The 12,691-nt window shown below is 73.0% G+C and carries 7 protein-coding genes; 4 read left to right on the top strand and 3 right to left on the bottom strand.

What is annotated here, in order from left to right; genetic code table 11:
* Positions 1 to 40: 40 nt before the first annotated feature.
* On the top strand, positions 41 to 2,644 hold the full coding sequence (gene pepN, locus OJ254_RS14910; RefSeq protein WP_265362724.1) for an aminopeptidase N: 2,604 nt from the start codon (positions 41 to 43) through the stop codon (positions 2,642 to 2,644).
* 124 nt (positions 2,645 to 2,768) lie between these two features.
* Entirely contained in the window at positions 2,769 to 3,788 is a 1,020-nt protein-coding gene (locus OJ254_RS14905; protein WP_265362723.1) for a hypothetical protein, read from the top strand.
* Between the two features lie 785 nt (positions 3,789 to 4,573).
* Here the strand turns inward: OJ254_RS14905 and OJ254_RS14900 are convergent.
* Entirely contained in the window at positions 4,574 to 6,031 is a 1,458-nt protein-coding gene (locus OJ254_RS14900; protein WP_423836018.1) for a TIGR03767 family metallophosphoesterase, read from the bottom strand.
* Between the two features lie 799 nt (positions 6,032 to 6,830).
* Between OJ254_RS14900 and OJ254_RS14895 the strand changes: the two genes are divergently transcribed.
* Positions 6,831 to 7,862: an aspartate-semialdehyde dehydrogenase gene (locus OJ254_RS14895; protein ID WP_265362722.1), complete on the top strand. Its 1,032-nt coding sequence runs from the start codon at positions 6,831 to 6,833 to the stop codon at positions 7,860 to 7,862.
* Positions 7,863 to 7,944: 82 nt separating this feature from the next.
* Here the strand turns inward: OJ254_RS14895 and OJ254_RS14890 are convergent, their stop codons facing one another.
* Entirely contained in the window at positions 7,945 to 8,466 is a 522-nt protein-coding gene (locus OJ254_RS14890; RefSeq protein ID WP_265362721.1) for a DUF1203 domain-containing protein, read from the bottom strand.
* Between the two features lie 211 nt (positions 8,467 to 8,677).
* Here OJ254_RS14890 and pepN (OJ254_RS14885) point away from each other — a divergent pair, with 211 nt between their 5' ends.
* On the top strand, positions 8,678 to 11,254 hold the full coding sequence (pepN, locus tag OJ254_RS14885) for an aminopeptidase N (RefSeq protein ID WP_265362720.1): 2,577 nt from the start codon (positions 8,678 to 8,680) through the stop codon (positions 11,252 to 11,254).
* Between the two features lie 242 nt (positions 11,255 to 11,496).
* Here the strand turns inward: pepN (OJ254_RS14885) and alc are convergent, their stop codons facing one another.
* Positions 11,497 to 12,642 carry an allantoicase gene (gene alc / locus OJ254_RS14880; RefSeq protein ID WP_265362719.1) on the bottom strand — a complete coding sequence of 382 codons (1,146 nt, stop codon included), beginning with the start codon at positions 12,640 to 12,642 and terminating at the stop codon, positions 11,497 to 11,499.
* Positions 12,643 to 12,691: the final 49 nt, after the last annotated feature.

The raw sequence follows: 12,691 nt of genomic DNA, 5'->3' as shown, positions 1-12,691 counted from the left end.
CCGTGTTCGATATTCGAGACGAGGACGAGGGAGTCACGTCGTGCCAGGTGAGAATCTGTCCCGGGACGAGGCACGTCAGCGGGGCCGGCTGCTGAGCGTCGACGCCTACGACGTGGCGCTGGACGTCCGCTCAGCGGTCGCCGAAGGGGACGCCGCGGCCACGTTCCGGTCGCGCACGACGATCCGCTTCCGCTGCGCCGAGCCGGGCGCCGCCACCTTCGCCGACCTGCTGGCGCCGGAGGTCACCTCGGTCACCCTCAACGGCCGGCAGCTGGACCCCGCCGAGGTCTTCGACGGCACCCGGATCGCGCTGGACGGCCTGGCCGCCGAGAACGTCCTCGTCGTCGACGCGCGGTGCGCCTACAGCCGGACCGGCGAGGGCCTGCACCGCTTCGTGGACCCCGAGGACGGCGAGGTCTACCTCTACACCCAGTACGAACCGGCCGACGCCCGCCGGGTCTTCGCCAATTTCGAACAGCCGGACCTGAAGGCGCCGTTCACCTTCGAGGTGGCCGCCCCCGAGGGATGGGTGGTGCTCAGCAACGGTGCGCAGGAAGGGACGGCCGCGTCAGGCGTGCACCGGTTCGTGGAGACGCAGCCGATCTCCACGTACATCACGGCCGTGGTCGCCGGGCCGTACCACTACGTCTCCGACAGCTACCACCGCACCTTCGACGACGGCACCGAGCTGGAGATCCCGCTGGGCGCGCTCTGCCGCAAGGGCCTGGCCAAGCACTTCGACGCGGACGACGTCTTCACCGTCACCAAGCAGGGCCTGGACTTCTTCCACAACCACTTCGACTTCCCGTACCCGTTCGGGAAGTACGACACCGCGTTCGTGCCGGAGTACAACCTCGGCGCGATGGAGAACCCGGGCTGCGTCACCTTCCGCGAGGAGTTCATCTTCCGCGGCAAGGTCACCGAGGCGTCCTACGAGCGGCGCGCCAACGTCATCCTGCACGAGATGGCGCACATGTGGTTCGGCGACCTGGTGACCATGCAGTGGTGGGACGACCTGTGGCTCAAGGAGTCCTACGCGGACTTCATGGGCGCCTTCGCGCTGGTGGAGGCCACCCGCTTCGCGAACGGCTGGATCACCTTCGCCAACCGCCGCAAGGCCTGGGCGTACCGCGCCGACCAGCTGCCCTCCACCCACCCGGTCACCGCCGACATCCGTGACCTGGAGGACGCCAAGCTCAACTTCGACGGCATCACGTACGCCAAGGGCGCCGCGGTGCTCAAGCAGCTGGTGGCGTACGTGGGGCAGGAGGCGTTCCTGGAGGGCGCCCGGCGCTACTTCAAGCGCCACGCGTACGGCAACACCCGGCTCACGGACCTGCTGACCGTACTGGAGGAGACCTCGGGCCGGGACATGGCGGCCTGGTCGCGGGCCTGGCTGGAGACCGCGGGCGTCAACTCCCTCACGCCGGAGGTGCGTTACGACGCCGAGGGGCGGATCGCGGAGCTGGCCGTCCTGCAGGAGGCCGCGCCCGAGCAGCCCGAACTGCGGCCGCACCGGGTCGCGGTGGGCCTCTACCGCCGGCAGGACGCCTCGTCCGGGAGCGGCCACCCGGCGCTGGTGCGGTACGCCCGGGCCGAGGTGGACGTCGCCGGGCCGCGGACGGCCGTGCCGGAGCTGGCCGGCGCCGAGCGGCCGGAGCTGGTCCTGGTCAACGACGACGACCTGACGTACTGCAAGGTCCGCTTCGACGCGGACTCCCTGGCGACGCTGCGGAGCCGGCTCGACGAGCTGACCGACCCGATGGCGCGGGCGCTGTGCTGGGCGGCACTGTGGGGGCTGACCCGCGACGGGCTGCTGCCGGCCCGGGACTACCTCGGCCTGGTGCGGCGGTTCGCCGGCCGGGAGACCGACATCGGCGTGCTGCAGTCGCTGCACGGGCAGGCCCAGGCGGCGCTGGAGCAGTACACCGCGCCGGCCCACCAGGAGGCCGCCGGGCGCGAGCTGGCCGAGGGCGCGCTGGCGGAGCTGCGGCGGGCCGAGCCGGGCAGCGGCCACCAGCTGTCCTGGGCGCGGCACTTCGCCGCGGTGGCCGCCTCGCCGGCGGACCTCGCGCTGCTCCAGGGACTGCTCGACGGCACCGGGACGATCGACGGACTGGAGGTGGACCAGGAGCTGCGCTGGGCACTCCTGGCGCCGCTGGCCGCGCACGGGGTGGCGGACGAGGCGGTGATCGCCGCGGAGCTGGCCCGCGACGACACCGCGTCGGGCAAGCGCCACCAGGTCCGGTGCCTGGCGGCCCGGCCGTCGGCGGAGGTCAAGGAGCAGGCGTGGGCGGACGTGGTCGAGTCCGACGCGCTGTCCAACGCGCTGGTGGAGGCGACCATCGCCGGGTTCGCGCAGCCGGGCCAGCGGGAGCTGCTGGCGCCGTTCGCGCCGCGCTACTTCGCCGCGATCGAGCGGGTGTGGCGCGAGCGGTCCATCGAGATCGCGATGGACGTGGTGCGCGGGCTGTTCCCGGCCTGGCTGGTGGAGCACGCCACCCTGGAGGCGGCGGACGGCTGGCTGGACGGGCATCCGCAGGCCGCGCCGGCGCTGCGCCGGATCGTGCTGGAGGAACGGGACGACCTGGCCCGGGCGCTGCGCGCACAGGCTTGTGACGAGGCGGCCGGGGCGAGGCCGTAACCTCCCTGCCGACCAGCTCTTTTCGGCAGTCGAACGCCCGTACTTTAGCCCAGGATTGTCCGGTTCCTGGCACGGGCGTGTAACAGCGGTTAGGGGGCGGAGCGGGCGCGGGAATCGCCACGGCATGAACCACGACACCCCGCTCTCGCCCCTCCCCCTCCATCACCTCTCCGATGTCCGCCGCAAGGTCCTGACTACCCGTCAGCTCCGCCAGCACGGTGTGACCCCGGCCGAGACCACCGAGCGCTGCCGCCCCGGCGGCTGCTGGCAGCAGGTGCTCCCCGGTGTCTATCTGCTCCACCCCGGACCGCCCACCAGCGAGGAACGGCTGCAGGCGGTGCTGTTGTACGCCAGTCACCGGGGGCCGACGGTGCCCCGGCAGAGCTCCAACGACGCCCCCGCGGAGGCGATGATCACCGGCCTGGCGGCGCTCGCCCTGCACGGCTTGTCGGAGGCGCCCCCGCTGCTCGCCCTGGACCGCATCGAGGTGCTGGTCGCCCGTACCCGGCGGCTGCGCTCGACCGGCTTCGCGCAGATCGTCCGGACCGTGGAGCTGCCGGTGCCGCAGCAGGTCACCGGCGTGCCGACCGCCCCGGTGGCGCGCGCCCTGGCCGACGCGGTCGCCGGGCTCAGCGACGCCTCGGCGGTGCGCCGGCTGCTGACCGAGGCGGTGCGCGGCGGGCACTGCGAGGCACCGGTGGTGGTGCGCGAGCTGAGCCGGGCCCGGCTGCTGACCCGGCCGCACGTGGTGGACGCGGTCGACACCCTGCTCGCCGAGGGCCGCGCGCTGGCCGAGCAGCGGCTGTACGCGATGGTGCGCGACCACGACCTGCCGGACCCGCTGTGGAACGTCGACCTGCGGCTGCCGGGCGGACCGCAGCTGGGCGGGGTGGACGCCTTCTGGCCCGAGCACGGGGTGGCCCTGGAGATCGACACCCGCGCCCCACGCCCCGAGGAGGACCCGCTCCACTCGGCCTTCGACCACAAGCGCGAACACCTGGAGCGCCTCGGCATCACCGTCGTCCGCTGCCTCCCCCGCACCCTCCGCGAGACCCCCGCCCACCAGGCCGCCGTCGTCCGCACGGCCCTCATGGCCGCCCCGGACCGCGAACCGAGCGCGTACGTGGTGGCACTGCCACGCTGAGCGAGCGGCCCGGTCTGGCACCGGAACCCGCGACCTGGCCACGCGCCCGGTGTGGCCCTGCCTTGGTACGCCGTTCCCGGCCCGGCCATGTTTCCGGTGCGGCCACGCTCACGGTGCGGCCCCTCCCGGTACGCCGTCTCCGATCCGGCCGCGTTCCCGGTGTGGCCGCGTTCCCGGTGTGGCCCTTTCCGGTCCGGCCACGTTTCCGGTACGCCGTCCCCGGTCCGGCCGCGCGCCCGGTGTGCCCCGTCCCGGTACGCCGTTCCCGATCCGGCCGCGTTCCCGATCCGGCCCCGTCCCGGTACGTCGTCCCCGATCCGGCTGCGCGCCCGGTGCGACCCGTCGCGGCACACCGTCCCCGGTCCGGCCGCGCGCCCGGTGCGCCCCTGCCTGGGTACGCCGTCCCCGTCCCGGCCACGCTCCCGATACGACCCCGCCCCGGTACGCCGTCCCCGGTACGCCGTCCCCGGTACGCGACACCGGTACGCCGACACCGGTACGCCGTCCCCCGCCCCGCCCCGGCCCCTCGCGGCACGCCGTCCCCGTCCCCGTCCGGCCCCCTCGCGGTGCGGCCCCGGGCCAGGTGCGTCCCCGGCCAGGTGCGTCCCCACGTCCGGAATACCCGCCCCGCCCCGCCTCGTTGTGGCCCCGTAGGGGGTGCTCGTGTCCCCTACGGGATCCGTTCGACCAGGCCGTAGGTGCCCCGAGGCCCGGCGCCCCGCAAGGTCGCGGCGCCCCTCAGACCCCGGCCGGCCACGCCCGGCCCGCCCCCCAGCTCCCGCCCCTCACCGCCGCTTCAGCAGCAGTTCGACGTTGCGGTCGCGGGCCGTGCCGGCCAGGTCCGTGCGGGCCTCGGGGGCGTTGAAGGACAGTTCGCGGTAGAGGGCGGCCAGGCCGGTCTGGGAGAGGTCGCTGAAGTCCGTGCGGTGCGGGGCGGCCGACTCGACGAGGGTGGCGATCAGCGACAGCGTGCCGTCGTGGTTGTCGACCAGCTCGATGACCCGGGCCAGTTGCGGGAAGTCGATGTGCGAGGCGGTGGAGACCTCCCAGAAGGTGCCGTGCGGGACGATCTCGTTCTGGTGGCTGTGGCCGTTGATCCAGCCGACGACCCGGGGGTGGGCGGCCAGCAGCTCGATCAGTTCGGCGCCGCCGTGCCGCTTCTCGTGCGGACGGGCCGGGTCGGGCCGGGTGTTGGTCATGGTCTTGCCGGTGTGGTGGCTGAAGACCAGCACGTGCGCCTTCTCGCCCCGCTCGTTCGCCTTCAGGGTCCGCTCCAGCCAGCGCAGTTGGGTCTCGCCGATCGAGCCGGTGTAGTGGCCGCCCGGATCGGTGGTGTCCAGGCTGATGCCCAGCACGTCGTCGGAGACCCGGAAGGTGTAGTAGAGGCGGTTCTCCTCCAGGGCGGCCGCGGTGTAGCCGTGGCCGTGCGGGCCGTGGCCGGTGTGCGCCGGGTCGAGGTGGGCGCGGAGGTACTCGGCACGGGTGAAGGGGGCGCGCCGCGCGTCGGGGGTGACCGTCCTGGCCTGCTTCGCGTGCGCCTTCAGCAGCCGCTTGAAGTCCGCGCCCTTGGGGTCGAGGCCGTCCTTGACCGCCTTCCAGACCTTGGCGGCCTCGGCGGCGGGCAGCGTCTCCAGCTTGCGGTGCCCGGTGGCGATCTCCGTCCAGAACGGGTCACCGGGGGCGTAGCAGCCGCCGGGCAGCGAGTCGTGGTTGCCGACCGTGGAGTACCACGGGAGCCGCAGCCCGGGGCTGTGGACGGTGCGGATCGCCGCGTCCAGGAAGCCGTGCAGGCGCGGGAAGCCCAGCTTCTTGTCGGCGTCGCGCAGCGGGCTGTCCGGCTGCCAGTAGAGGGCCAGTCCGCTGTCCTGGACGCCTTCGTAGCGGCGCGGGTCGCCGGAGTTGGGGGTGATCCGCCCGCCGCTCATCGCGGTGAGGAACCACTCCAGTTCCAGCTTGGAGTTGTTGTCGGTGTTGTCGCCGGTGGTCATCACGAACGCCAGCGGGGCGCCGGTGGCCGGCCCGCCCGGCAGCGCGTTGACCCGCTCGATCAGCGAGACGACGCCGGCCACGGACAGCGCCTCCTGCGGGCGCCAGGCGCTGGCCGTCTGGGCGCGCAGGTACTCGTAGCGCAGCGGGTTCTGCACGTCGACCAGGTGGAGGTCGGTGAGCTGCACGAACGAGGCGAGGGCGGTGCGGCGCCGGTCGCGTCCGCCGTGGGCGGCGGCCAGCTCGGTGCGGACCACCCGGCCCCAGCCGGGCCCGTCGGCCAGCCGCCGGTAGCCGCCACTGCCGCGCGGGGTGGCCACGCCGCCGAGGGTGGTGCCCTTGGTGTACGGGGCGTGCGGGACGGCCGGGGCGTCGACGGACACCGGGGCGGCCGGGGCCGGCCCGGGGTGACGGTGGTGGCGGCCTGGGCGGCCCGGTCGGGGCCGATGCCGAAGGCGAGGCCGAGCCCGGTGGCGGCGCCGGCGGCTCCGGTGGCGGTGAGGAACGTGCGGCGGTCGATACGGGCGGTGGACCGGATGCGGGACATGCGCGAGCTCCCCGAGTGCGAACGCGAAGGCGGCCGGGACCGGTGGCCGGCGGGGGTGGGACTCCCCGCGGCGCTCCGGCGGCACAACTGCCCTGTCACCTGGGATCGTTGGCAGCGGGAATGACCTGCGCGTGAACGCCACCGCAACGCCGGGAACCCATCACCGCACAGGGATCTGCCGGTCACGGGACCGCCACGGCCCCCTGTCCCGCGGTGCGACCGCCGGTCACCGCGCGTTCACCGCACGGGGTAGCACCGTGCGTCGCCGCCACGCACCGCACGCGCCCGTCACCGTCCGTGATCGGCGGTTTCCGCCACCCGGAGCGTCACGCTCTTCGCAGTCGCGACACACCGCGCGGCTACGCATGCGTACCGTCACGCTCCCGTTGCTCGACCGCCACAGAATGGAATGGATTGGACAAGGCGACGGGTGTCACACACATGATGGAGGCACTACTGAGCAGGTGTTCCGAACAGACACCTAAGTCAGGTCAGAAAGAAGGAGTCCCATGAGGGTCGGAATCGTCGGAGCCACCGGACAGGTCGGCGGCGTGATGCGGGGCATTCTCGCCGAGCGGAACTTCCCGGTCGAGCAGCTGCGGCTGTTCGCTTCGGCCCGGTCCGCCGGACGGACGCTGCCGTGGCAGGACACCGAGATCACCGTCGAGGACGCGGCGACCGCCGACTACTCGGGACTGGACATCGTCCTCTTCTCGGCCGGCGGTGCGACGTCCAAGGCGCTGGCGGAGAAGGTCGCCGCCGCCGGCCCGGTCGTGATCGACAACTCCTCGGCCTGGCGCCGTGACCCCGACGTCCCGCTGGTCGTCTCCGAGGTCAACCCGCAGGCGATCACGGACCGCCCCAAGGGCATCATCGCCAACCCGAACTGCACGACGATGGCCGCGATGCCGGTGCTGCGCCCGCTGCACGACGAGGCCGGCCTGGTCTCGCTGGTCGTCGCGACCTACCAGGCGGTGTCCGGCAGCGGCCTGGCGGGCGTGGAGGAGCTGGACGGGCAGGTCCGCAAGGTCATCGAGCAGGACGCCACCAAGCTCACCCACGACGGCTCCGCGGTGGAGTTCCCCGAGCCGGACAAGTACGTCCGCCCGATCGCCTTCAACGTGCTGCCGATGGCCGGCGCGATCGTCGACGACGGTCTGGGCGAGACCGACGAGGAGCAGAAGCTCCGCAACGAGAGCCGCAAGATCCTGGAGATCCCGGACCTGAAGGTGTCCGGCACCTGCGTCCGCGTGCCGGTCTTCAGCGGCCACTCGCTCCAGATCAACGCCCGCTTCGCGCGTCCGATCAGCCCGGCCCGCGCCCAGGAGGTGCTGGCCGGCGCCCCCGGCGTCACCCTCTCCGACGTGCCGACCCCGCTCCAGGCCGCCGGCCAGGACGCCTCCTTCGTGGGCCGGATCCGCGCCGACGAGACCGTCGAGCACGGCCTGGCGCTGTTCGTCTCCAACGACAACCTCCGCAAGGGCGCGGCGCTGAACGCCGTGCAGATCGCGGAGCTGGTCGCCGCCGAGCTGCGCGGCTGACCCGTCTGCTCGCGGGCCGGGGCCCGTACGGAGTGCGCACCCTCCGTACGGGCCCCGGCCCTTTTGCGTCCCCCTGGGCCGGTCAGCCCCGCCGCACCTCGAACTGGAAGCATCCGTACTCCACGGCCCGGACGTGCACCAGCGCCACCTCCGGGTCGGCGAACGCCTCGTCCAGGGCGGTGTCGAAGCCCGCCGTGGCGTCCTCGGGGATCTCCAGGAGCCGCCCGCCGACGATCCGGCCGGCGGCGTCGTAGCGCCGCAGGGTGCGCAGGGCGCCGGGCCGGTCGAAGGGGTACCGGTCCGCGCCGGCGTCCGGTCCCCCGCAGTCCTCCGCGTGGATGAACACCGGCCCCTGCTCGTCGTACGCCCCGGGCCGGGCCCCGGTGCCCGCCGCCCACCGCCGCAACGGCGCGTACGCCACGAGCGCCACCCGCTCCCCGGCCCGGATGCCCCGCAGACAGCACCGCAGCGGACTGCCGACGCAGTCCACGGGGACGCCGTCCTCCCGGGCGGTGTACGGCTCGACGGCCCGCCCGGCGTCATCGGTCTCGCGGAGTTCCTTGAGCGCGGCGGGCGGGATGGGCAGCGGCGTGTAGGTCGTCATGGGTCCACGCTCCCGCGCGGGCCGGCCGGGTGCTGGCGGGTATCGGACGACGTCCCCGGGGCCCGCCTCCACGCCTCGTCGTCCTGTCCGTCGAGACGCACCGGACGACCGGCCCGGCATGTTCGCCACTGTCCACGATCGGGTGGCGCCCCTGCCGTGGAAGGATGGCGGGATACGCCGCATACGAGGACGCTTACGAGGAGATGACCTGGTGCCTGGCACGAATCTGACCCGCGACGAGGCGCAGCAGCGGGCGCAGCTGCTGAGCGTGGATGCGTACGAGATCGATCTCGACCTCTCCGGCGCGCAGCAGGGTGGTACGTACCGGTCCACGACCACGGTGCGGTTCGACGTCGCCCGGGCGGGCGCGGACTCGTTCATCGACCTGGTCGCGCCGACCGTGCACAAGGTGGCGCTCAACGGCGAGCTGCTGGATCCGGCCTCGGTCTTCGAGGACTCGCGGATCGTGCTGCCGGGGCTGCGGGCCGGCCGCAACGAGCTGACCGTCGTCGCGGACTGCGCCTACACCAACACCGGCGAGGGCCTGCACCGGTTCGTCGACCCGGTGGACCAGCAGGCGTACCTGTACACGCAGTTCGAGGTGCCGGACGCCCGGCGGGTGTTCGCGTCGTTCGAGCAGCCGGACCTGAAGGCCACGTTCCAGTTCACCGTGAAGGCCCCGGAGGGCTGGACGGTGATCTCGAACTCGCCGACGCCCGAACCGGCCGACAACATCTGGCGGTTCGAGCCGACGCCGCGGATCTCGACGTATGTCACCGCGTTGATCGTGGGCCCGTACCACAGCGTGCACAGCACGTACGAGAAGGACGGGCGGACCGTGCCGCTGGGCATCTACTGCCGTCCGTCGCTGGCCGAGCACCTCGACGCGGACGCCATCTTCGAGGTCACCCGGCAGGGCTTCGACTGGTTCCAGGAGAAGTTCGACTACGCGTACCCGTTCGCGAAGTACGACCAGCTCTTCGTGCCGGAGTTCAACGCCGGTGCGATGGAGAACGCGGGCGCGGTGACCATCCGCGACCAGTACGTCTTCCGCTCGAAGGTGACCGACGCGGCCTACGAGGTGCGCGCCGAGACGATTCTGCACGAGCTGGCGCACATGTGGTTCGGCGACCTGGTCACCATGGAGTGGTGGAACGACCTGTGGCTGAACGAGTCGTTCGCCACCTACACGTCGATCGCCTGCCAGGCGTACGCGCCGGGCTCGAAGTGGCCGCACTCGTGGACCACGTTCGCCAACTCCATGAAGACCTGGGCGTACCGGCAGGACCAGCTGCCGTCCACCCACCCGATCATGGCCGAGATCCGTGATCTGGACGACGTGCTGGTGAACTTCGACGGGATCACCTACGCGAAGGGCGCCTCGGTCCTGAAGCAGCTGGTCGCGTATGTCGGGATGGAGGAGTTCTTCAAGGGCGTGCAGGCCTACTTCAAGCGGCACGCCTACGGCAACACCCGGCTGAGCGATCTGCTGGGCGCGCTGGAGGAGACCTCCGGCCGGGACCTCGCGACCTGGTCGAAGAAGTGGCTGGAGACCGCGGGGATCAACATCCTGCGGCCGGAGATCGAGGTGGGCGCGGACGGCGTGATCACCTCGTTCGCGGTCCGGCAGGAGGCCCCGGCGCTGCCGGCCGGCGCCAAGGGCGAGCCGGTCCTGCGGCCGCACCGGATCGCGATCGGCGCGTACGAGCTGGACGGCTCCGGCAAGCTGGTCCGCACCGAGCGGATCGAGCTGGACGTGGACGGCGAACTGACCGCCGTCCCGCAGCTGGTGGGCAAGCCGCGCCCGGCCGTGGTCCTGCTCAACGACGACGACCTGTCGTACGCGAAGGTGCGGCTCGACGAGGAGTCGCTGAAGGTGGTCACCGAGCACCTCGGGGACTTCACCGAGTCGCTGCCGCGGGCGCTGTCGTGGGCGTCGGCGTGGGACATGACGCGGGACGGCGAACTGGCCACCCGTGACTACCTGTCGCTGGTGCTGTCGGGCGTCGGCAAGGAGTCCGACATCGGCGTGGTCCAGTCGCTGCACCGCCAGGTGAAGCTGGCCCTGGACCTGTACGCGGCGCCGGAGTGGCGCGAGACGGGGCTGGCCGCCTGGACAGAGGCGGCGCTCGAGCACCTGCGGGCGGCCGAGCCGGGCAGCGACCACCAGCTGGCGTGGGCCCGGGCGTTCGCCGCGGCGGCGCGTACGGACGAGCAGCTCGCCCTGCTGCAGGGTCTGCTGGACGGCACCGAGGAGATCGCCGGGCTGGCCGTGGACACCGAGCTGCGCTGGTCGCTGCTGCACCGGCTGGCGGCGACCGGCCGGGCGGACGAGAAGGCCATCGCGGCGGAGTTGGAGCGGGACCGGACGTCGGCGGGCGAGCGGCACGCCGCGACGGCGCGCGCGGCGCGTCCGACGGCGGAGGCGAAGGCCGAGGCCTGGGCGTCGGTCGTGGAGTCGGACAAGCTGCCCAACGCCGTGCAGGAGGCCGTCATCGGCGGCTTCGTGCAGACCGACCAGCGGGAGCTGCTGGCGCCGTACACCGTGAAGTACTTCGCCGCGGTGAAGGAGATCTGGGAGGCCCGCAGCCACGAGATGGCCCAGCAGATCGCGGTCGGTCTCTACCCGTCGCTGCATGTCTCGCAGGAGACGCTGGACGCCACGGACGCCTGGCTGGACGCGGCCGACCCGAGCCCGGCGCTGCGCCGGCTGGTCACCGAGTCCCGGGCCGGGATCGAGCGGGCGCTGAAGGCCCAGGCGGCGGACGCGGCGGCCGGCGCGGCGTAACCGGCGACGTCACCGGCGGAATGACCGGCCGGTCATTCCGCCGGAGTTGGTGACGCCCGGCGTGGGGGTCCCCCTGCTCCTTGAGAGCTTGGGGGAGGGCGCCTGGTGCGCTGCCGTCCGCCGGGCGAGCTGTGGCCCCCGGGCCCGTGCCCCTCCTACGGGCCCTGTGGGCGAGCGAGGTGCGGCTCAGTGGCCAAGCGGCCCGAGCACGGGGCTGCCGGGCCGCTGGACCCTTGCGCCGTTCAGCCGTTGAGCGCGTCGAAGCGGCGGCCGAGCTCGGCGCGGCCGGCCTCGGTGAGGGTGCCGTGCACCCGCATGCGGGCGAGGCCGCCGTCGGGGAAGACGTCCAGGCGGATGTGGGTGGCCGTGACGGTCCGCGGCAGCTTGAAGCGGTGCGGGGTGTCCGGCTGGAGCTTGGTCTTCGGCAGGATCTCGAACCAGGAGGACTCGTCGGCCGGGTCGCCGTCGCACCCCGACAGGGCGGCCCAGCCCGCGGAGTTGCCCTTGAGGTAGGCGGTGTCGATCTCCACCGCGCGTATCTCGCCCTGTGCGGCGAGGCGGAAGCGCACCCAGTCGTTGGTGCCCCTGACCCGGCGGCGGCGGTTCTCCCAGCCGTCGTCCATCTTGCGGGACAGGTCGGGCTGGATCATCTGGGTGGGCGAGGAGTAGAAGCGGTCCGAGGCGTCCTCGACGGTGCCGCCGTGCATCACGGAGGCCAGGTCGAGCGTGCCGAGCACGTCCAGCCACTCCGGGTCCGGTACGACCTCGCCGTGGACCCGGAGGCGGGCTATGCCGCCGTCGGGGTGCTGCTTGAGGCGGAGGTGGGTGAAGCGGCGCTCGGCGCTGACCTCGAAGCCGTTGGCGGCGTGCCCGCGGACGGGGGTGCGCGGGACGAGCTCCTCCCACTTCACGTCGGGGGCGAGCAGGTCCTCGGGGCCGGGGCTGCCGGGGAGCGAGGTGGCCTCGACGGTGACCTGCTGGGGGTAGTTGCCGCGGAAGTGGGCGGTGTCGACGATGATGCCGCGGATCACGCCGGGGGCGGCGAGGCGGATCAGCGCCCAGTCGTGCTCGTCGTCGGTCGGGAAGGGGTGGTCGCCGTCGGCACCGCGCCGGCGCCGGGTCTCCCAGCCGTCCATGATCTTGCCCTTGTGGCCGAAGTGCTCGGGGTCGAAGACCGCCGGGGTGGACTTCAGCAGGTTCTCGCGCTCGGCGAAGAACTCGTCGTTCGCGGCGATCACGCCGGCGCCGAAGCGGCGGTCGGCGAGGTCGACGAGCGAGGTGAACGCGAAGTCCCCGCCGCGGTAGTCGGCGTACGGGTCGCCGCCGGCGTACGGCTGGGCGTCGTTGGCGTGCGGATCAGTGGAGTGGGCGGCCGGGGTGGTGGTCATCGTTGCCCTTCGTGGCAGGAGGTACGGACCACTCCACGGTCGCAGCGGC

The organism is Streptomyces endophytica (genome assembly GCF_026153355.1).
GTDB lineage: Bacteria > Actinomycetota > Actinomycetes > Streptomycetales > Streptomycetaceae > Streptomyces > Streptomyces endophytica.
This window is presented reverse-complemented; position numbering and strand designations above follow the sequence as displayed.